This window comes from Flavivirga spongiicola (genome assembly GCF_030540825.1).
Classification (GTDB): Bacteria; Bacteroidota; Bacteroidia; order Flavobacteriales; family Flavobacteriaceae; genus Flavivirga; species Flavivirga spongiicola.
Genome location: NZ_JAUOEO010000001.1, coordinates 4,559,364 through 4,581,859, shown reverse-complemented (window position 1 = coordinate 4,581,859; position 22,496 = coordinate 4,559,364). Strand labels below are relative to the sequence as shown.

The window sequence follows — 22,496 nt, the reverse complement described above, 5'->3', positions numbered from 1 at the left end:
TTAGCTATTATGAAAATAAATATTAAGTATAATCTCATGATTGCAACTGCACTTTTATGTTGTATATCAGCATTTGCACAACAATTGCCTCAGTTTACGCAATATATGTTTAATACAGTTTCAATAAATCCTGCTTATGCTGGTAGTAGAGAAACATTAAACATTACGGCACTACATCGAAGTCAATGGGTTGGTATAGAAGGTGCTCCAGTAACTCAAACTGCCTCAATACATTCACCTTTAAGAAATGAAAGGATTGGATTGGGGCTATCTTTTATAAATGATCATTTGGGATTTGAAAACTTCTCTTATGTTTATGGCGATTTTTCTTATACAATTAAAACAGGAAAAAAAACAGAACTTGCTTTTGGTTTAAAAGGAGGTTTTACTTTTTTCAATCTTGATCAAAAATTATTAGATGATTCTTCAATTGCGAATGACCCATTTTTTAATGAGTTTTCTAATCGTATAGCTCCTAATTTTGGCGTCGGATTTTATTGGCATACCAATAAATGGTATATCGGATTATCTGCCCCACGGATATTAAACACTGATTTAAATAATACTAGGAATAACATTCAGGCAAATTTTGTTTCTCTAGAAAGAATTAATTATTTTCTAACAGCAGGTTATGTATTTGACCTTAATGATGCTATTAAATTTAAACCTTCAGTTTTAGCTAGAGCTACTAATGGAGCTCCTGCTTCATTTGATTTTACAACTAATTTTTTATTTAACGAAAAATTTTGGTTAGGGGCTGCTTATCGTATTAATGAGCAAACTGAAGCTATTGGAGCACTTGTGGATTTTCAAATATCTAATCAGCTAAGAATTGGCTATGCTTATGAATACCCTTTATCAGATTTAAGAGCATATACAGGTGGAACGCACGAAGTACTCTTAATTTTTGAAGTCTTTAAAAGTAAACGTATAAAATCTCCAAGATATTTCTAAAACATAATCAACTATGAAAACAAAAATTTTATTAATCTTATTTATGAGCTGTTCTTTTGCTTTTGCTCAAAAGAATGTTGGCGATAAATTTTTTGAAAAATTTGCTTATATAAAAGCTAGTGAATTTTATGAAAAAGCATATAATAAAGGGGATGATAGTAAACAACTTCTTTTAAGATTAGGAGATAGTTATTACAATAATTCAAATTCTATAAAGGCATCCTATTGGTATAAACTCGCATTAGAAAAATATTCAAAAATTGACACTGAGTATCTACTCAAATATGTACAGACATTGCAAAGTCAGGGTAATTATGATGAGGCTGATAAATGGTTAGGTAAGTTAAATGAATCTAATCGTAAAAATTCAGATAAAGTAAAAGCTATTATCTCTGCTAAAGAAAAATTTATAGCCACAAAAAATTTGGAAGTTAATTCTGAATTTTCAGATTTTGGAGCTTATATCCATGAAGGGAAAATATTGTTTGCTTCTACAAGAAGCCTATTTGATGGCACTGGAAATAAAATTTACGGTTGGAATGAAGAGCCTTTTCTAGATTTATATCAAGGGTCTATTTTAAGTGATAATCAGATTGGAGAAGTAAGTTTAATTAAGTCTTCTAAAGTTAATACAAAATATCATGAATCGTCGGTAACTATTACAGATGATGGGAAAACTCTATATTTTACCAGAGTCAATGTAAACAAACGCAATAGAATATCTTATGATAAGGAAGGTACAACTCATTTAAAAATTTATAAGGCTACTCTTGAGAATGAAAGTTGGGAAAACATTATAGAGTTGCCTTTTAATAGCAAAGCATACTCTACCGGTCACCCAGCTTTAAGTCCCGACAATAAAAAGCTATACTTTGTATCGGACCGTGAGGGAGGTTTTGGGTTAACAGATATTTATGTTGTAGATATTTTGGAGAATAATACCTATAGTGAGCCTAGGAATTTGGGAGAGCATGTAAATACCAAAGGTAGAGAAATGTTTCCCTTCATCGCTAAAGACAGTACTTTGTATTTCTCTTCAGATGATAATATTAATATAGGTCTATTAGATATTTTTAAATCTAATATTTTAAAAGGCGAGAATATACAACCAAAAAATTTAGGGTTACCTTATAATAGTGGTGAAGATGATTTTGCTTTCTATATTGATTCTGATAACAAAAAAGGTTATTTTTCTTCTAATAGGCCTGGTGGTAAAGGAAAGGATGACATCTACAGTTTTGTCATATATCCTTGTGCGCAAACAATAAAAGGATTCTCTAGGGATAGTAAAACTAATGAAATAATACATAACGCCACAGTTAAACTGATAGATGATACTGGAAAGATTATTCATGAAGTGACATCATCTATTACAGGAGAATATAGGTTTGATAATGTAGAATGTGACAAAGATTATACGATTTTAGGATCTAAGCCTGACTATAAAGATGATATTCAAAAAGTAAGAACTTCGAAACTCAAAAACACGGATTCTGATGTTGACCTGTTCTTAGTACCGCTTATTAATAACTGCGAAATTGTTATCAACCCTATATTCTTTGATTTTGACAAATGGAATATTAGAACAGATTCTAAAGTAGAACTAGAGAATATTGTCGACGTCATGAACGAGCATCCTCTAATTTCTATAAAAATAGAATCGCATACCGATAGCAGAGGAAGCCATAGATATAACCTAAAATTATCTAATAGAAGAGCGCAATCTACCAGAGACTATTTGGTATTTCGTGGCATTGATGCCTCACGATTTGTAAGTGCTATTGGCTACGGGGAAACTCAATTGGTTAATGAGTGTAATGACGAAAATGAATGCTCTGAAGCCAAGCATCAAAAAAATAGACGTTCACACTTCTATATTATGAATTGTGACGATTAATTAATATACTTAATTGTTTTAAAATTGAATAAAAGTTTTATAATATTGGATAAGCAAGGTCCATTTAGTAAAGTGATTAAACATTCTTTAAAAGATACTTCTTTGAAGGTTTATAGATGTAAAAGTACGAAAAGGCTTACTGATTTCTTATATTTAAAACCTAATACCAAATTTGATTTTTTATTGTTTATTTTTTTTGAAGAATATGAATTAGTTACTTGTCTTGAATTATATAATTTGGACATTCCCATTATTTTTGCTCCTACAGATAAAAGAAGTTATAAACGATTATCTAAAATAGAAGGGATTAAGCTTATGGATCTTTCTGCAAATAAAATGGAATATAAAATTCAGATAATAGATTTTGTAAAAAATTGATTTAACTAATCTTTTTTGAAACAAAACAAAATCAATAGAAAAACATAAAATACTAACATAACTAAGTGTTAAAATTGAATAAGATAAAAGAGATTCAATTCAATGATGTTTTTTAAGTATAAAGATGAATTAGCTATTAATATCCTCTAAAATCTGTTTAATGAATTTAATAATTATAGATGATAGTGCGTCTGATATAGAATATTATAAAAGTTTATTGGTTAAAAATTTTAATGACTTTAATAATATTGAAAGTTTTACTAATCCGTTAGAAGGGTTAGATTATATAAATGAAGCACACCCTGATTTGTTGATTTTAGATATGGAAATGCCCGATATTGGTGGTATAGATTTATTAAATCGAATTAAATCTCCAACAACTGAACTGATTTTTTGTACTTCGCACGATCAATTTGCCATCGAGGCATTTAAAAACCTCGCATTGGGTTTTTTATTAAAACCTTATAGTGAAAGTAACTTTATAGCCATAATGTCTAAAGCAATACAGCGATTGAAGAGTGTTAAAGCTAATAATGATTTTCCAAAAGCAATAAAACCTATTTTAGATGAACAAGTTATAACAGTACCTACTTTGGGTTGTACATATTTTTTAAAGATTTCTGAAATAATACGTTTTGAAAGTGTTGATAGTTATGCTAAGATATACCTCACAGATGGTACTTTTCACATAAGCTCTCATGGTATAAAATATTTTGAGACTAGTTTGATTTCTCCAATCTTTTTTAGGGTGCATAAGTCTCATTTAATAAATTTAACTAAGGTTAAAAAACTTTTTACTGACGGTACACTTGTATTAAAAAATGGAGAGCATGTTCCTGTAGCTAGAAGAAGAAGAACCGAATTGTTGAGTTTGTTTAATAAGATATACTTATAGTAATTCGAGTTCCTGTTCTATGCACATCTGAAATATCTTCAATATGCATTTTATATTTAGCCTTTTTACCTTTACGAGTTTTGTTCATTAGTTCAAATCGTTCATTTATAATTTGTGTAGCATATGACTGATGAGGTATCATTGATGTGGATTCTTTTTTTTCTTTAGATGCATTAATTCCAATACCATTATCTTCAATAATAATTTCTATTTGTTTTTTTAATGAATTGTTCTTAATGATTAAATTAATAATATTGTTCTTTTGGTTTTTAGTGAAACCATGAATCACAGCATTTTCTACAAGAGGCTGTAATATCATTGAAGGAATTGTTACTAAGTTTTGATCAACAGAGGGTTCACGCTTAACATGTAATGAAATTACATTATTATCATAGTTAATAAGGTTAATATAACTTGTAATGTACTGTATTTCTTTGCAAATAAGGATGTTTTCACTTCTACCTATATCTAATGTATATCTTAAAAAATTTGAAAATGTAACGATGTAATCTTCTATTTCACTTGCTGTGCCTTTCATCACTTTTTTACGCATTCCGTTTAAGATATTAAATATAAAATGAGGATTCATTTGCGCTCTTAATACTTTCTGTTCTAACTCAATTAACATTAAATTCATTTTATATTTTTTCTTCTGCTTTGCTGCATATTTTATTACTATAAAAATAAAAGTGCCAATGAATAAAATAATACTAACAAGTAAAAACCAGGTTCTTTTGTACAAAACTTGCGGGACATATATGTTGTAAGATAATTCGTTGGAAGACTGTATTCCTGTTGAATTTAATCCCTTTATTTTTAATGTATAGCTTCCAGGAGGTATTGAAAATAGTCTAAGCGTATTTTGACCTCCTAGATTTATCCATCCATCTGACAACCCACTTACTTTATATAGATATCGATTATTTTCGATGTTGAAAAAATCATTTATTGAGAACGTTACAGACAATGAGCTGTTTTTTGTACTAAGACGAATATAGTTGTTGGCATTTTCTGTGTAGGTTATAATGGTATCTCTATTCTTTTTAGAGTCAAAATATTCAATTTTCGTAGGCAAAATTTTAATTTCCGAAAACGTATTATCCACTATAGTATCAAATGACACTATACCATTAACTCCTCCAAAAAATAATGTGCCATCGGTTGCCGTATAGTATGAGTTTTGATTAAATTCATTATCAGGTAAGCCATCTTCCTTAAAATAAGAAAATACAGTTTTTAGCCTTGTATTATATTTATACAATCCTTTATAGGTACTAAACCAAATATTTCCCAACTTATCTTCCTGTATGCCAACAATATTTTCATCTAATAGACCATCTTGTTTACCTAAATTAAATAACTTCTTTCTTTCTTTGTTGAAACAAGTAATTCCTTTATTGGTGCCTACCCATAGGTTTTCGTTAGTATCTACATAGGAGGTATATACATAATTGCTAGGTAGTTCCTCTTGATTTTCATTATGCCTAATATTAATAACTTCATTAGTTATAGTATTTTGAATAAACAAGCCATTAGCTTCTGTGCTAAAATATAGGTTATTGATGTTATAGTGGATATCTTTAACAAACTTGGCAGTATCACTTGCTAAAGGAAATAACTTATAAGACTTTAGCTTTTCATTCTTAAAATTATAAACTCCTATTCCATGATTTGATGCTAACAAATAGGTTGAATCTGTAAATTTATGAATATCAAAAAAAATTAAATTTCCAAAATCTTTTTCAAAGCCTTTTACTGCCGCTCTATTTTTTTTGTGGTTCAGTTTTAATAGTGCGGACTCTCCAACAGCTAGTATTACAGAATCATTAACTTTGGCATAAGCTCTGTAAAGGGTAAAGCGATCATTAGCATATAAATTAACCTCATTAATAAAGTCGTTTGAAGATGATAGATTTAATTTAAAGATGCCATCGTAAGTGGCCACTAAAAATTCTTGCTCTGAAATTTCAAGAAAACCTCGCGTACTGATATTTATTTTTTTATCCTGATTTTTTTGGTTGTGAAGGCCTTTTTTAAATCCTTTATTTTTAAGCCTTATTTTATGAATTTTATCAAAAACACTTACATATATAATACTATTATTCGCTATTTTATAATTTTCTATAACGTGATCAAATGAGATTTCCTTAATTCTTTTCAGATGATACTCATCATTTTCTTTTACAAGTTTTAAGAATCCAAACTTTCGCTCCAATCCATCACCAAATAAGACGAAATCCATATTTTCTTTTAAGAATGAGTTTTTAACTCTTGATATTCGCGATAGTTCTAATGGTGTTTCCATAATCTGTAAATTTGAAACTTCCAAAACGGCTAACTTAAATTTCTTTCCATTATAATTATAGAACCCCTCAAAGTCTTTTGGAAATATTTCACCATTTTCTAAAACCTCAAAATCCATTTTAGAATCACTGTTTTCCAATTTGTATTGGATAGGAATTTCCGAAAGCTGAGCGGTTTCTTGATTTACAACAAAGCAAGTTAAACCCCTTTGCATTATTATAGTATTACAATCGTATATATGTACTACATGAAGGTGCTTATCCTGATCTTCAGGAGCAACTTCAGCAGTTTCAAACAGCTTAATTTCTGTATCAGAACTGATTTTTAGCACCTGTGTTTTAGAGATTGCCATCCAAATATTTCCAGAACAATCTTCAGCCATTAAAGCTGGATAACCTTTTATATTATCAAAAATAGGCCAATGCAATTTTTGGAAGTTTTCTTTAGAGGTGTCCGATCTAAAAATACCTTCTTCAGTTGTAACCCAAAACCGTCCTTTACTATCTAAAAGAACATCATTGACTTTCTGTACTGGTACAACCGTTTGGCCATCCATATAAGGGTGAAAAATATGGGAAGACTCAAATTCTTTTACCATTCCACTATGTGTATTATACCATAACACACCGTCCTCATCAAAAATAATTTTGGTTTTGATACTATTAGATCCGCCATTATTATTTATTGGTAGACTTTTCATCTCATACTCTTGCGCTCTCAATACCGTTGTATATGCAAAAAAAGATAGTATTAAAAGCCCTATTTTTATCATCTTTAGCTAAATCAAAGTTTATTTTTAATCATTTTAAGTGGTAAACCATTTATAAATTGGAACTTAGAATCAAGAGACTGATAATCTCATTTCTTGAAGAAAAGAACCTTTTTTTAAAAGATTAGTTTTAGTTATTAAAAGGTATGTTAATGGTAACTCGTGTTCCTGTTTTACTTTCTTCTGAAATATCTTCAACATACATTTTATATAAGGCTATTTTATTTCTTTTTGTTTTATTCATTAATTCAAATCGTTCATTTACAATTTGTGTAGCATGAGACAGGTGCGAGGATGTGGATATATTTTCATTGCTTTTAGATACATTAATTCCAATGCCATTATCTTCTAAAATAACTTCTATTTGATTCTTTAACGAATTTTTCTTAATAATTAAATGTATAAGATTATTGTTTTGGTTTTTAGGAAAACTATGAATCACAGCATTTTCTACAAGAGGCTGTAGTATCATTGAAGGTATAGCTGTAGTATTTTGATTAATAGAGGAATCACAATAAACATCTAATGAAATATTTCTATCATTTCGATAACTAATAAGGTCTATATAACTTGTTATATATTGAATCTCTTTAGAGAGAAATATATTTTCACGTCTTCCAACATCTAAAGTATGCCTTAAAAATTCTGAAAATGAAATGATGTAATTTTCCACTTCATCTGATGCTCCTTTTATTACTTTTTTACGCATACCATTAAGGGTGTTGAATATAAAGTGGGGGTTCATTTGTGCTCTTAATGCTTTCTGCTCTAACTCAATTAGCATTAAATTCATTTTATACTTTTTCTTCTGCTTTGCTGTATAATTTATTACTATAACAATAAAAATGGCAATGAATAAAATAATGTTAACAAGTAAAAACCAGGTTCTTTTATAGAGCATTTGTGGGACATATATACTATAAGATAACTCGTTGAAAGACTGTATTCCTTTTGAATTTAATCCCTTTATCTTTAATGTATAGTTTCCAGGAGGAATTGAAAATAGCTTTAGCGTGTTTTGATTTCCCAGATTTATCCATTTATCTGATAAGCCATCTACTTTATATAGATATCGATTATTTTCGATGTTGAAAAAATCATTTATTGAGAACGTTACGGAAACCGAACTGTTTTTTGTATCAAGACGAATATAGTTGTCGGCATTTACTGCGTTCGTGATTATAGTATCTCTATTCTTTTTAGAATCAAAATATTCAATTTTGGTGGGTAAAATTTTGACTTCCGTTACTATATTTTCTATAGTATCGAATGTTACTATACCGTTGACACCTCCAAAAAATAATGTGCCATCGGTTGCTGTATAGTATGAGTTTTGATTAAATTCATTATCAGGTAAACCATCTCCTTCAAAATAGGATAATACCGTTTTTAGTCTTGGATTATATTTATACAACCCTTTGTATGTACTAAACCAAATATTCCTCAGTTTATCTTCCTGTATGCCAACTATGTTCTCGTCTAAAAGTCCGTTTTGTCTATCAAGGCTAAATAGCTTCTCTTGCTCTTTGTTGTAGCAGGCAATACCTTTATTGGTGCCAATCCATAAGTTGTCATTACTATCAATAAAAGAGGTGTATACATAATTACTGGGTAGTTCTTCCTGGTTTTCATTATATGCTATATTGAAAACCTTATCAGTTAGTGTATTTTGTATAAACAAACCATCTGTTTGAGTACTGAAATAGAGAGTGTTGTTGCGGTAGTTAATATCTCTGACAAATTTGGAAGTATCGCTTGCTAGAGGAAATAACTTATAAGGCTTTAGCTTTTCATTCTTAAAATTATAAACTCCTATTCCATAATTTGATGCTAATAAATAGGTTGAATCTGTATGTTTTTGGATGTCAAAAAAAATAATATCTTCATAATCTTTAGAAAAATTTTTTATTTCAATGACCTCTTTCTTCTTGTAATTTATTGACACTAATGATGTCTCTCCTAGACTAAGAGCTATAGAATCGTTAACTTTAGCATGGGCTCTACAATAATTTAACGTAGGGAATACATTCAATTCATCAATAACATTGTTAGAAGATGATACACTTAATTTAAAGGTGCCTCCATAACTGGCCACCAAAAATTCGTTTTCTGAAATTTCAAGAAAATCTCGCGTACTGATGTTTATTTTTTCACCCTGATTTTTTTGATTGTAAAGGCTTTTTTTAAAACCTTTATTTTTAACCTTTATTTTATGAATTTTATCAAAAACACTTACATATATGATTCCATTATTGGCTATTTTCAAATATTCTATTAGATAATCAAAATGTATTTCTTCAATTTCTTTTAGATAATATTCATCATTTTCTTTTACAAGTTTTAAAACTCCAAATTTTCTAGCATGTGCATTACTAGAAAAAATGAAATCCATATTCTCTTTTAAAATTGGATATTTAGCTCCAGATATCGCTATTAATCCATATGGAACCTCTATAAGCTGCAAATTTGAAGCTTTTAAAAAGGTAACCTCAAGTTTCTTTCCATTATAATTATAAACTCCTTCAAAGTCCTTGGGAAATACTTCTCCATTTTTAAAAATGTTATAGTTCTTATTTTTAGCATAGTAATCGTAATCATAATCTTCTAATTTGTATTGGATAGGGATTCCCGAAAGTTGTGAAGTTTCTTCATTTATAACAAAATAATTTGGTCCCTTTTGCATTAATATATGATCACAATTAGATGCATTTCTCAAAGAAAGGTCAAAATGTTCATCTTTAGAATCAACTTTGGCAGTATTAAATAGCTTGAATTCTGTGTCAGAAGTAATCTTTAGGATCTGCGTTTTTGAAATTCCTACCCAAATATTTCCAGAACAATCTTCTGCAGTATAAGAGAGATGGGAGGATTTTATACTATCTAAAATAGGCCAATGTAATCTTTGGAAGTTTTCTTTAGACGTTTCTGACCTGAAAACACCTTCCGTTGTATTGATCCAAAACCGACCTTTACTATCTAAGAGAATACTATTAACTTTTGTAACTTGAACAATCTTTTTACCGTCCATAAAAGGATAAAAAATTTGAGAAGACTCAAACTCTTTTATCATTCCATTATGTGTATTATACCACAATACATCATCTTTATCAAAAGAAATTATATTGATTGCTGTATTTGACCCTCCATTATTATGTATTGGAAGGCTTTTTATCTCGTAGTTTTGTGCATTTAGTATTGTTATTCCTGTAATGAAAAACATTAATAAGTGTTTAAATTTTCTCATTTTGGGGTGTTTAATGATTGAATTTTTGCTCTCTTAAAAAATGCTTATTATATACTATAAAACGATACTAGTTCGAGAAAGTTTTATATTAGTCGAAAAATTATCAAAAAGTTTCATGTAAATACTGATTTTATAACTTAAATTAATAGATTAGACTAGTTCTAAATAATTGCTAGAATTTTATTGTTATAAGGGATGATATTTTTTGTAAGCTCTACTAAAAAAGACTCATTTCTCTTCTATATTTTAAGCTTTTGGATTGTAGATAATATTTGAAAATAATTTATATTTGATATTGGTCATGAAAAATTGATATTTCGCTATTATGTCACTAACTTTTTTTGGAAAGATTAATAAGTTAATTGATAAGTGGGATAAATGAAATAGTTCGAATCCTTCAGGTTTCTAGAAGAACCATAAGTTTATATTACATAATAATATAATAGGAAGTTTTTATTTTCTCTTTTTTTAGGTTTTCAAATATTCTAAGGAAAAATAATTTTTATAATTATATAGAAGTTTTAATTGATATTAAAATATTTTGAAGTAATGTATTGCTATACTTTAATTTTATTTGATACTAAATGTACCGTATTTGTGCCTTTTTAATCAAAAGGTTGATGAATACTACTAATCTACTTTATGTATCGGCAAATAGATTTTAATTTTATTTATATAATTGTTAATTATCTGTAAATGAAATGGTTATTAGTAATTGGTCGACTCGTTAATCAACGATAAAACGAAAGAAATAATTTGATAAAGTCATTACCCTTATCAATCAGTCTTTTTCGCAAAAACTTTAAAGATTTTGTCATGTGCACTTCTACCGTGTTGATAGATATATTAAGCGTTTCAGCAATTTCTCGATATTTGTAACCCTGCATTTTACTTAAAAGAAATACTTCTTTTCCTTTTGGTGGTAACTCTTTAATTGCGGCTCTTAATTCAACTAATTTTTGCTCAATGAATTCATCATCTTTTTCAACGATATTATTAATGGCATTCATTCTAATCGTTTCAAGCTGATCATTCCTTTTTCTTTTTAATCGATAATGATCTATATATGTATAGTATACCGATTTATACAAATATGCTTTAAGAGACGTATGAATATTTAGGTTTTTTCTATTTTCCCATAGTTTAAGCAGAATATCCTGAACAATATCTTCGGCAATGGCATCATTACTTGAAAAACTAAAAATGTAAAGACATAGCTTGTCATAATAGACATTGTATATATAATCAAAGGCTTTTTTATCATCAATCTTTAATCTGTCAATTAGAGATTTATCGCTATTTAAAGAGGTAATCAAGCTATGAATGAGTTATCGTTAAGTGTACAATATTAATAAAAGTTATTTTTATAGTAGTGGTATTTTATAATTTTCCGACACACTAGTAATAATAGACAAAAGACATTCGTAGAATGAGAAAAAAAGAAATATATAAAATTATTGTTAAGTATTTAGATAATAATACTTCGAAAGCGGAGGAGGAGTTACTCACAAAGTGGATTGAAAACCCTGAGAATAAAAATGAGTTAGAAGCTTTTATTTCAATGGATTATATTGTTAACAAGGAGTTCAAGAAGTATTCGAACAAAATTACTTCCAAAGAATTTTTAAATAATATCGGAGCCAAAAAAGTTAAAAAATTACGATTTATAAAATACGGAGCGATAGCTGCTTCAATTGCGCTTTTAGTGTCATTGACTTTATTTTTTAACGGAGATAATTCGAAAGGAGTTGATCCGGTAATTGTAAATAATGACATTCCAACAGGCACAGATAAAGCCATATTAACTCTTGAAGACGGATCTGCCGTAGTTCTGGAAAAAGGACAAAACTATACCGAAAATAACTTAACGAGTAATGGTGAACATATAGTTTATAAAACCTTAGAAGCATCAAAACAAGAAATTGCCTATAACTATTTAACCATTCCAAGGGGCGGACAATATGCAATCACATTATCTGATGGTACCCAAGTATGGCTAAATTCAGAATCTAAACTAAAATATCCAGTAAATTTTATAGAAGGAGAAACTAGAGAAGTAGAATTAGTTTACGGAGAAGCTTATTTCGATGTATCGCCAAGTACAGATCATAACGGTTCAGAATTTAAAGTGGTTTCAGATGAACAGATGATTAAAGTGCTCGGTACAGAGTTTAATGTAAAAGCCTACCGTGATGACAGCAAAATTTATACAACCCTTGTTGAAGGTAGTATTGCTTTGAGTAATACTACTGAAGGAACAATATTAACTCCTAATCAGCAAGCTGTTTTAACCCGAGAAACTGAAAAGATTGAAGTTATTACTGTAGATGCTAGTAAAGTAGCGCTTTGGAGAACTGGTATTTTCAGTTTTAGAGGCACTTCTTTGAAAGAAGTTACTAAGGTTTTGTCTAGATGGTATGACGTCGATTTTATAGTAAAAGACGAAGCTCTCTATGATATTACATTTAAAGGTGTGTTAGGAAAAGATCAAAATATAGAAGAAGTTTTAAAAACCATAATAACATCTAGAAAATTATCAAACTATGAAATAAAAGACAAAATAATAATTATAGAATAAAAAAAGAAGAGGGCAAAGAATAGTCGGTCGAATGAATATCCCTTTGTCCCCCTTTAAAGGTTACCAATTAATTTTTTTACTAACTAATAACAATGCAAATTTATGAAAATTAACTCAACAAATGCCTTTTTGTATTCCAAGAAGGGATTAACAACTAACATTATGAGAGCATTTATTTTCTTGTGCTGCACAGCGGTCTTCAGTTTAAACCCTGAAAATGTATTATCTCAAAACGCAAAAATTAAAATTGATACGGATAAAACAATAACTGTAGATGAGGTTTTTGACCTTATTATGGAGCAAACAGACTACAAGTTTATTTATGACGAAGAACTTTTTAAAAATTTTCCAAAAGTAAATCTTTATAAAGGTTATATACCTGCTAATACATTATTAAGTCAAAGTTTAGCATCGGGCAGTTTTAATGTTAAGTTCAGTAGCTCTAATACATTGCTGATATTAGAAAAAACGGAGCAAGAAAAGCAACAAGAAATTGAAATATCCGGAGTTGTTACAGACAAGAACGGAATGCCTTTATCTGGAATTACGGTCTATGTTTCTAGCACAGAACCTTATGAATTAAGCAACAATGACTTTATAGTAAGAGGAACGACTACAGATTTTGACGGAAAATTTACCTTAAAAACAGCGGTTGGACACTACTTAGTGGCACAAGGCCTTGGCTATGAAATATTCCGTCAGGAAATTGTAGCCAACCAAACTGTTTATAATATTACTTTAAAAGAGTCTGTTAGCACTTTAGAAGAAGTAGTGCTTGTGGGTTACGGTTCGCAAAAGCGTAAAAATATAACTGGAGCAGTTTCTTCTATTAACCAAGATGATTTAACTATTAATACGGCTGCAACCGCTAGTTTCGACAGAGGCTTGGGTGGTATGCTTAAAGGTGTTAATGTATCTCAAAACTCTGGTGCACCAGGTAGTGGAGCTTCTATTAACATTAGAGGAATTACATCACCGCTTTTAGGAGATTTTGAGTCGTCATCAAACCAACCTTTATATGTTATTGATGGTGTTATTTTTAATACAGATGCAACATTTAATACTGGTGGTAGTACAGGTTCAAGATTTATATTCCCGGCAGCAGCAAACCCTTTACTGTCTTTAGATCCCAATAACATCGAGTCGATTGATGTTTTAAAAGATGCTGGAGCTACGGCTATTTATGGGTCGCGTGGTGCCAATGGGGTTATTTTGGTAACTACTAAAAAAGGAAAGAAAAATGAAGCTGCTACGGTTCAGTTTTCATCCCAGACCTCTTTTGGTAAACCTATTAACAGGTTAAATCCAATGAATAGTCAACAATATGGCGAATACACCGATTTAATTTTTAGGAATTCGGTTGCTGCAGCTAATAGTGGTCAAATAAGTCCTTTTAGCTTATTTAGTTTTGCCAATTCTCCATTTAGTGGGCCAAGCTCAATAGCAGATTTAGATTTAGACTTTTTTACGTTTCAGTATACTTATAACGGTTTAAATCCTGATTTCTTAGGATCGGCAAATACTGATTGGCACGACGAGATCTATAATACCAGTGCTATGACCCAACAATACAATGTAAATATAAGAGGAGGGTCAGATAAATCAACCTATGCTTTTGGTGGCTCTTATATGGATCAAGAAGGTCTAAAGATTAACGATAATTACGAGCAATTCAATTTTTATGGTAATTTGAGATCTGAACTTAACAAAAGTATTACTGCAGGGTTTAATATTAATTTGGGGCATACCAAAAGAATAAATTCTGAAAGTGCATTCGGATCTGGAACAAGCAGTTCCTTGGTGTCGACCAGACCTGATGTTCCTGTAAGAGATGCCGATGGCAATTTCTTTAGATACGAAGATTGGGCTTTTGGTGCAGCTGGAGAAGGCGCAAACCCTGTTGCAACGCTATCATCTAACAAAAACAAAACAAGAGGGTATACCCTTACCAGTAAGGTGTTTTTAGAAGCCGAAGTATTAAAAAATGTTAAAGTAAAAGCAGATGTTAATGTAGGGCTGTTTAATACCAAAGTGAGTAATTTTTCAGGTTCAGAAGGTATATTCTCTATTCCTGCATTTAATTTCTTTCCGCAACCATCACTTACCACTGCTAGTGATTTAAATATTAATTTGGTAACCAATTTAACAGCCAATTACAATAATACTTTTGGGGATCATACCATAAATGTGTTGGGTGGATTTGCTTGGGATAGAACCCAGGTAGAACGTACTTATAGTAATTTCATTGAAGGTTTTTTAGATGAGGAAGTATTAAATACACCTAATAACCTGACACCAAACGATACTGATGAGGGAACAATTGAAGTCGGTCTAAATTCAGCTTTCGTTCAGGCGTTTTACAGTTATAAAAATTTGCTGGATGCCACGTTTAACTTCAGAAGTGATGCCTCGTCTAAATTTGCACCTGGTAATAAGCGAGCTTATTTTCCAGCCGTATCTTTAGGATGGAACATGCACAACCAGTCTTTTTTACAAAGTGATAAGATCAACCAATTAAAATTGCGAGCTAGTTGGGGTAAAACCGGATCTACCAATCTATCGGAATTTGCATACTTGCAATTCTTTGCTTTGGGAGAACTAGGTTTAGGGATTTATAATGGTAATCCTGCTATACAACCATCCAGTTCATTGCCTAATGCTAGCATAGGATGGGAAACCACTCAGGAGTTTAACGTTGGATTTGATTTTGCACTGCTTAACAATAGATTGAGAGGTAGTATAGATGCATATACTAGAGAAACAACAGATGGTCTGTCTCCAGGTGCTATACCGCAAGAATTAGGACCTAATGTATTTACCGAAAACTTTATAGAAATGTCTAATAAAGGTTTGGAAATAGAGTTAGGAGGTGATATTGTAAGAAGTAATGAGGCCAATGGTTTTAACTGGAGTACTACGGTTAATTGGGCCTTAAACAGAAACGAAGTTAAAAAATTGAACAGTGATGTTATCTCTAGTTTTTTACAAGATGCTATCGTAGTAGGAGAACCAGCTGGAACTTTAAAAGGGTATAAAGTTGATGGTATTTTTCAAGACCAGGCGGTTATAGACCAATTAAATGCTAACGCTGCTACTGTGCATGGTGCAGGAACCGTATATGATCAAACAGGAACTTCACCTGGTGATTATAGGTTTACAGATACCAATAATGATGGCATTATTAATACAGACGATCGCGTAGTGATAGGTAATGTGCAACCCGACTTTTTTGGAGGGTTTACTAACAGGTTTAGTTACAAAGGCTTTGAATTAAATGCGTTTTTTCAATTCAGTGTAGGGGCAGAGGCTACCTGGGGGAACGCCAATGTCAATTCTTTTGCAACACCGGGAAATAATAACCAAGCATTTTACCACAATAATACATGGACACCAACAAATACCGATGCCCAATATCCAAGAGTGGTGTATTTTGATCCGGGAAGTAATAGAAGATTTAATGAAGTATTCGATGCCTCGTACCTGCGATTAAAAAACATACAATTGAAATATAACTTGCCTAAAGATGCTCTAAGCCCAATTGGTTTGAAAAGTGGATCATTGTTTGTAGCAGCCAGCAACTTGTTTACAATTACAGATTGGCCTGGTCTGGACCCAGAATCATCAGGTGGAGGTCGTGTAACCGATAGACAGAGAAATACCGATCCGTATCCTTTATCAAAAACAATTTCGTTTGGTATCAATGTTCAATTTTAAAAATAAAAACTATGAAAGTTATATATAAAATAAAAACAGTAATTTTTTTGATGGTCTTATTTTTAAGCCAATCATGTAGTATAGATGATGTTGTTCCTATTAATGAACTTACGGATTTAAACGTTATTCGAGACGAGAATTCTGCGCAGAGCGTTTTAGATGGTATTTATACGCAGTGGAGGAGTGAATTTACAGTTGCCAATGCAATATTCTTGATTGAGTTTCAAGGGGACCTTATACTGCAGACGGCAGCATTATTTGGAGACACTGGTATGGCAACTAATCAAATACCTGATGATAATTCTTTTATTCAGGGGTATTATAATACCAATTATAAAATAATTAACAATACCAATTGGTTAATTACAAAATTAGAAGCAGGTGAGGCTGTTGGCATTTCAGAAGAACGAAAAACCGAAATGATTGCAGAGGCACGTTGCCAAAGAGCTATGGCATCATTTGATTTGTTACGCTCTTATGGTCAATTCTATAATACCTCCTCTAATTTTGGTATTGTATTACGAGATAAGCCGGCACAAACATTAGAAGCAGCCGCAAGAAGTTCAGTTCAGGAATCTTATGATTTTATTTTGGCAGATTTGCAGTTTGCAGCTACTAATGCTCCTGCCACAGTTGCCAATGGCGGGTTTATAAGTCGGGTTACGGCTAATGCCTATTTGGCAAAGGTGTATTTATATATGGGCGATTATGCCAATGCGGCTACCACAGCCAATCAAGTAATTGGCAATGGAGCTGGATACGCTTTGGAAAGTGCTTATGCGAATATATTTTCCGGTCAACACCTGTCTCAGGAAGTATTATTTGCTCCATTTATAGATGGTGTTAGTCAAAATGAAAATATGACGCTTTTAAATCAAATAAACCGTACACGTTATAGTCCTGCTTTAACACAATTGGCAGACGATCAAGTTGCTGGTGCCGGATCTTTGTTTGGAGCCGGAACTGGTTTCGATCCGCGTTACAATTATGCTTATGCCGATGCAACTGTGGGGCCTAATAGCCATGGTAAATATCCGTATGTCGCTCGTGATTTGACAGGTACTGCTGGTAGAATAGGTTTAACCAAATTCTATTTAAGATTAGCAGAAATATACCTAATAGAAGCAGAGGCTTTGGCAAGAATGGGTGCAGGAGTAGATGCGGGAGCATTAGCAAGACTAAACGAAATTCGCACACGAGCCGGGGTTTCTAATGAAACACCTGCTACTAAAGCAGAGCTTTTAACGGCAATTTTTAACGAAAAACGTTTAGAGTTGTTTAGCGAAAATTCCGAATCTTGGTATGATATAGTACGCTTTGATAGATTGGGAGATATTAGTGCGGCGTCATTAAAACCAAGCATTACCAACGAGAGTAAATTAATTTTTCCAATGCCAAGGTTAGCTTTGGCAAGTAACAATTTACTTGAACCAAATCCATAACAAGAATATAGTAATCCCCTAGAATTATGTCTAGGGGATTATTTATCAAAATTTTATAGAATCCAGACTATAAAGTGGTACCATCTATTAGGCCTAAATGAAAATATGGTAGGCGTTATACATTGAGGTTACCTGAACCTACATAGAGAACCTTTAAAAAATTTTAAAGCTTAAAATCAAATAAGTATAGCATTATGAAGAAAATAGTTTTGTTCGCGTCAATCATAATATGTTTTGGATTTAATGAAGGAGAAACCAATAAAGGGTATGAACCAAATTTATGTTTTCAGCAAGGCTTGATGCAAAACTGTATTGATCAAAATGTGTCAGACTCAATTGGAAAAACAGTTAAAAATTTTAAAGCTAAAAGCTTAAAGAATAAAACGTTTAGACTATCTAAAACCTTAAAGAAAAACAAGTATGTTTTAATTGAGTTTTGGGCAAGTTGGTGTGGACCTTGTAGAGAAGAAATTCCTTATTTGAAAGAAGCTTATAACAGTTTTAAAATCAAAGGCTTTGAAATTGTTTCTTTTTCATTAGACAAAAAGAAAGAACGTTGGGCAAAAGCATCTAAAGAAGAAAATATTCCATGGATAAATGTTAGTGATCTGCTAGCCTTTAAAAGTGATATTGTAAAATCATATGGTGTTAAAAGCGTACCAGCAAATTTTTTGGTAGATCAATCCGGAAAAATAATCGCACGCGATTTGCGTCACCACGCCTTAAACAAAAAATTGGAAGAACTTTTAAAATAATTTAAAATGAAACATTTAGTAACACTTTTATTTTTAGTTTTTAGTATTGTAGGGTTTTCGCAATCGCCCGGTAAAGAGGCTAAATTGGCTTTTTACAAATTACCTAATGAGGGTATGCCAGAACTTAAAGTACGTATGTTTACCAATATGGATACGGTTAAAACCAAAAACGTATTTAAGCTGGCTGTAAGCTTTGACTTAATGCTAAACTGGTACACCTATAGTAAAGAAGACAGTGAAAAAAACCTTCCCACAACAATAGATTTAAATATTCCAAAAGGTTTTGAAATAATTAAGGAAGTATGGCCTACTCCTCTAGAAGTCCCTGGGCGTAAAGGAGGAATGGATAAGGTTTATAAAAACGATTTTATGGTAGTTTATCATATAAAAGCCTCTAAAAAGAAAAAGTCAGATGCTACAATCACTGCTAATATTGAATGGCAGGTTTGCGATCCAACCATTTGCATGGCTGGTGAGGCAACAATAGAAACCAAAATAGTAGTAGGAAACAGTAATAGTGTTAGCATACTAAGTAGCCTATTGCCAGAATAACAAAAAATAATTTAAGATGAAAAAAACAGGATTATTAGCCATAGCTTTTATGACAATATTTAGTACTTATGGACAAATAGAAACCACAGTTTTTGAACAACCATATCGTTTAAAAGCAGACGGAAAAATTATAGATGTTGTAGAAACTGGACATTCGGCACCATTTATATACGATTATAATAACGACGGTAAAGATGATTTACTGGTTGGGTATTTTGGGAAAGAGCGTTCAGACACAGATTTAGTAAGAGGAGGTCATCATCTTACTAAAGGAGGTTGTAATATTTATTTAAATATGGGAACCAATGAAAACCCCGAATATACGTTTACCGGTAAACTTTTAGCAGGAGGAAAACAGGCTTATGTACCTACAGATTGTTGCGTAGGGTTTGTACCGCGTGTGGCCGACCTTGATGGAGACGGTATAGACGATATTCTATCTGGGTCTTATCCTGGTCAAGCTTATTTTTACAAAGGTATTGGCGAGGGGATGTACAAGGCGTACCAGTTTTTAAGAGATAAAACCGGTAAAGCTATGAACCCTGATCATACAACAACCATAACACCATTTGATTGGGATGAAGATGGCGATTTAGATTTAGTTTGGGGAGTACGATTTAAAGGAACATTTGTCTCTTTTAACACAGGATCTAAAACGGCACCGCAGTTTGAAGCACCAAAGCATATAGAGATGGAAAAATATGGAGATAAAAAAATGTATGAATTGTCTAGTCATAGTGTACCTATAGATTGGGACGGAGATGGCCATTTTGATTTGGTTTGCGGGAGTGAACAAGGGGATGTTTTTTGGTACAAAAACATAGGCAAAAAAGGAAGCCCAAAATTTGGCGACCCGGAGATGCTTATTATTAATAATAAAAGAGGACATAGAACATTGGAAGGGGATAACAGCAAGCCGCACGGCACTAGATGCAAAGTGTTTCCTTATGATTACAATAACGATGGTAAGCTCGATTTACTTATAGGAGATACGTATAGCACCGCAGATAAAGCACCTAAACTAACCCCGGAACAGGAAATTGGACTCGAAGAGCTACAATCAGAATATATTATGAACCCTCCTGAAGAGATAAATGAATTAAATGCAAAATGTGCAAAGTTTGCTAATGTCAGGTATAAGGAATTAATGGACAATAATGCAGACCTTACAGAAACCGAAGCTAGAGGTCTGGCTTGGATGGACTTACCTGAAGATCTATTAATTCCACTTAAAAAATACTATAAAAAAGCTGCAGAGGATTTAAAGGACTATTTCAAACTTAAGAGTGGCCAACCTTACAGTCATGGTTATGTATGGGTTTATATAAGAAAATAAAAAAGTAATAAAATGAAAAAAATAAATATAATATTAGTTACAGCTATACTGTTTATAGCTTGTAAACAACAAGAGCCAAAAACAGATTATACCTTATTGTCTATTAAGGCAAAGAACGCAAAAAATGCTGTTATACAACTTTTTTCTATGGATAAAGGAGTGAAAGTTATGGACATCCATCTTGATGAAAATGGTTTTTCACAAGATACCTTAAGAGGTTTTGAAGAAGGAGAGTATGGTTTTGGTGACGGTCGAAAAACCCAATCTATCTTTATATATGTTAAGAATAACTCTGAAGTGGAAATTGCTTACGATTACACAAGCCTGTTAGAGCCACCTACAATTAGGTGTACTAATTCTGCAGAAACTATGCTTTTAAGTGAACAAAAGTCTTTAGACATTAATTTTCGTGCGTCTCATTCAGATTTTTGGAATTACGACCCCTTAAAACTTACTAAAACCTTTATACAACGAGATAAAGATGGCTTGGCGCTTCTAGAAAAGTATAAAGATCAATTAGAGCCTGATTATTATAAAACTAAAGTAGGAGATACAAAATATAAAACGCTTATGAACATGGGTAATTATGCGTCAATTTATAAAGGAGAATTACCAGAGGCTTTTATAAAAAAGCAGCAGGAGGCGAATTTTAATGATGAATTTTTATTCAACAATTCTGGAATATATAGTGCTTTTACTAATAACTACATAGCTCATGCATCTAATAAATTTGCTAAAACAGATAAACGTACAATGCCATTAAAAGTTATGGATAAGATTAATAATGATGTAACCAATGATTATATAAAAAGTGCTTTGTTATCGGCGACAATGGACATGCATTTGGTGAAAACAGATGGTAAGAGAGAACTTTATAATCGGTTTTTGCAATATTGCACAAATGATGAGTTTAAAGAAACAACAACAACATTTTTTAACGAAGTGATGAAGTTGGAACCAGGGTCACCATCTCCAAAGTTTGTTAATTATGAAAGTGCCACAGGAGAAAAGGTGTCTTTAGATGACTTAAAAGGTAAATATGTGTTTTTTGATTGTTGGGCAACCTGGTGTGCACCTTGTATAAAAGAAATACCGTTTATAAAAAAGATAGAAAAAGAATATCACGGTAAAAACATAGCATTTGTAGGCTTATCTTTTGATGCACAAAAAGATAAAGACAAATGGAAAGCTATGGTAAAAGAAAAAGGGTTGGATGCCGAACATCAGCTATTGGCAGACAACGCCTTAAAATCACAATTTACTAAAGAATATAAAATATTTACTATTCCAAGGTTTATATTATTAGACCCAGAAGGTAATATTGTAGATAATGATGCGCCTAAACCTTCGCAGCCGGAATTAAGAACTTTATTAGAAAGTTTAGACCTTTAATAGAAAAGAATCCCTCGAGGCTCTGTCTCGGGGCATCCGTTGAAATTGTCATTCCCGAGAAGGCGGGAATCTAAATATAGAATTTTGATTTTTGACCCAAAGGTCAAAATGAAATGAGCGTAACAACTCTATGACTCTACCTCGAGGATAGTTTGTTAAAAAAAATATAGTTAATAATCTAAAAAGTTTTCTTAACCGAAGCCAATTGCATAAGGCTCTATATTATTGATATGATTTTTAGAACGCAAAACTAAAAATACAGGTCATGAATGAATTAATAAAAAAG

General features: G+C 31.6%; 14 protein-coding genes. 11 read left to right on the top strand and 3 right to left on the bottom strand.

Features of this window, described 5'->3' with window-relative positions; genetic code table 11:
• Positions 1-9 precede the first annotated feature (9 nt).
• From Q4Q47_RS18155 to Q4Q47_RS18140, 4 genes are all read left to right on the top strand, one after another.
• Complete coding sequence (locus Q4Q47_RS18155) at positions 10-954, top strand: PorP/SprF family type IX secretion system membrane protein (RefSeq protein WP_303308059.1); 945 nt, start codon at positions 10-12, stop codon at positions 952-954.
• 13 nt (positions 955-967) lie between these two features.
• Complete coding sequence (locus Q4Q47_RS18150; RefSeq protein ID WP_303308058.1) at positions 968-2,851, top strand: OmpA family protein; 1,884 nt, start codon at positions 968-970, stop codon at positions 2,849-2,851.
• Between the two features lie 24 nt (positions 2,852-2,875).
• A complete protein-coding gene (locus Q4Q47_RS18145) occupies positions 2,876-3,229 on the top strand; it encodes a hypothetical protein (protein ID WP_303308057.1) in 354 nt (117 codons plus the stop codon).
• A 160-nt stretch (positions 3,230-3,389) separates the two neighbouring features.
• Positions 3,390-4,124, top strand: coding sequence for a LytR/AlgR family response regulator transcription factor (locus Q4Q47_RS18140; RefSeq protein ID WP_303308056.1), 735 nt, complete (start codon positions 3,390-3,392; stop codon positions 4,122-4,124).
• On the opposite strand, the gene Q4Q47_RS18135 is transcribed toward Q4Q47_RS18140, so the two are convergent.
• The 3 genes from Q4Q47_RS18135 to Q4Q47_RS18125 form a co-directional block, all read right to left on the bottom strand.
• On the bottom strand, positions 4,105-7,200 hold the full coding sequence (locus Q4Q47_RS18135; protein WP_303308055.1) for a sensor histidine kinase: 3,096 nt from the start codon (positions 7,198-7,200) through the stop codon (positions 4,105-4,107). The two genes, Q4Q47_RS18140 and Q4Q47_RS18135, sit on opposite strands and share 20 nt — an antisense overlap.
• Positions 7,201-7,327: 127 nt before the next feature.
• On the bottom strand, positions 7,328-10,441 hold the full coding sequence (locus Q4Q47_RS18130) for a sensor histidine kinase (protein WP_303308054.1): 3,114 nt from the start codon (positions 10,439-10,441) through the stop codon (positions 7,328-7,330).
• A 731-nt stretch (positions 10,442-11,172) separates the two neighbouring features.
• The gene (locus Q4Q47_RS18125) at positions 11,173-11,757 is read right to left on the bottom strand and encodes an RNA polymerase sigma factor (RefSeq protein ID WP_303308053.1); all 585 of its coding nucleotides are present in this window, start codon (positions 11,755-11,757) and stop codon (positions 11,173-11,175) included.
• A gap of 113 nt (positions 11,758-11,870) precedes the next feature.
• Here Q4Q47_RS18125 and Q4Q47_RS18120 point away from each other — a divergent pair, with 113 nt between their 5' ends.
• The 7 genes from Q4Q47_RS18120 (at position 11,871) to Q4Q47_RS18090 (ending at position 22,210) form a co-directional block, all read left to right on the top strand.
• Positions 11,871-13,019, top strand: coding sequence for a FecR family protein (locus Q4Q47_RS18120; RefSeq protein ID WP_303308052.1), 1,149 nt, complete (start codon positions 11,871-11,873; stop codon positions 13,017-13,019).
• A 102-nt stretch (positions 13,020-13,121) separates the two neighbouring features.
• A complete protein-coding gene (locus tag Q4Q47_RS18115; RefSeq protein ID WP_303308051.1) occupies positions 13,122-16,733 on the top strand; it encodes a SusC/RagA family TonB-linked outer membrane protein in 3,612 nt (1,203 codons plus the stop codon).
• An 11-nt stretch (positions 16,734-16,744) separates the two neighbouring features.
• Positions 16,745-18,175, top strand: coding sequence for a RagB/SusD family nutrient uptake outer membrane protein (locus Q4Q47_RS18110; protein ID WP_303308050.1), 1,431 nt, complete (start codon positions 16,745-16,747; stop codon positions 18,173-18,175).
• A gap of 194 nt (positions 18,176-18,369) precedes the next feature.
• Positions 18,370-18,930, top strand: a complete 561-nt coding sequence (locus tag Q4Q47_RS18105; RefSeq protein WP_303308049.1) for a TlpA family protein disulfide reductase — start codon at positions 18,370-18,372, stop codon at positions 18,928-18,930.
• A gap of 6 nt (positions 18,931-18,936) precedes the next feature.
• Positions 18,937-19,482 (top strand): protein-disulfide reductase DsbD domain-containing protein, encoded by a 546-nt coding sequence (locus Q4Q47_RS18100; RefSeq protein ID WP_303308048.1) that lies wholly within the window; start codon positions 18,937-18,939, stop codon positions 19,480-19,482.
• 16 nt (positions 19,483-19,498) lie between these two features.
• Positions 19,499-20,818, top strand: a complete 1,320-nt coding sequence (locus Q4Q47_RS18095; RefSeq protein ID WP_303308047.1) for an FG-GAP repeat domain-containing protein — start codon at positions 19,499-19,501, stop codon at positions 20,816-20,818.
• Positions 20,819-20,830: 12 nt separating this feature from the next.
• On the top strand, positions 20,831-22,210 hold the full coding sequence (locus Q4Q47_RS18090; protein WP_303308046.1) for a TlpA family protein disulfide reductase: 1,380 nt from the start codon (positions 20,831-20,833) through the stop codon (positions 22,208-22,210).
• Positions 22,211-22,496: the final 286 nt, after the last annotated feature.

What these genes read in the sequence shown, in the direction of transcription:
- Q4Q47_RS18155 (WP_303308059.1), top strand. Translation starts at nt 10, where the DNA reads ATGAAAATAAATATTAAGTATAATCTCATGATTGCAACTGCACTTTTA.
- Q4Q47_RS18150 (WP_303308058.1), top strand. Translation starts at nt 968, where the DNA reads ATGAAAACAAAAATTTTATTAATCTTATTTATGAGCTGTTCTTTTGCT.
- Q4Q47_RS18140 (WP_303308056.1), top strand. Translation starts at nt 3,390, where the DNA reads ATGAATTTAATAATTATAGATGATAGTGCGTCTGATATAGAATATTAT.
- Q4Q47_RS18135 (WP_303308055.1), bottom strand. Translation starts at nt 7,200, where the DNA reads ATGATAAAAATAGGGCTTTTAATACTATCTTTTTTTGCATATACAACG.
- Q4Q47_RS18130 (WP_303308054.1), bottom strand. Translation starts at nt 10,441, where the DNA reads ATGAGAAAATTTAAACACTTATTAATGTTTTTCATTACAGGAATAACA.
- Q4Q47_RS18120 (WP_303308052.1), top strand. Translation starts at nt 11,871, where the DNA reads ATGAGAAAAAAAGAAATATATAAAATTATTGTTAAGTATTTAGATAAT.
- Q4Q47_RS18115 (WP_303308051.1), top strand. Translation starts at nt 13,122, where the DNA reads ATGAAAATTAACTCAACAAATGCCTTTTTGTATTCCAAGAAGGGATTA.
- Q4Q47_RS18110 (WP_303308050.1), top strand. Translation starts at nt 16,745, where the DNA reads ATGAAAGTTATATATAAAATAAAAACAGTAATTTTTTTGATGGTCTTA.
- Q4Q47_RS18105 (WP_303308049.1), top strand. Translation starts at nt 18,370, where the DNA reads ATGAAGAAAATAGTTTTGTTCGCGTCAATCATAATATGTTTTGGATTT.
- Q4Q47_RS18100 (WP_303308048.1), top strand. Translation starts at nt 18,937, where the DNA reads ATGAAACATTTAGTAACACTTTTATTTTTAGTTTTTAGTATTGTAGGG.
- Q4Q47_RS18095 (WP_303308047.1), top strand. Translation starts at nt 19,499, where the DNA reads ATGAAAAAAACAGGATTATTAGCCATAGCTTTTATGACAATATTTAGT.
- Q4Q47_RS18090 (WP_303308046.1), top strand. Translation starts at nt 20,831, where the DNA reads ATGAAAAAAATAAATATAATATTAGTTACAGCTATACTGTTTATAGCT.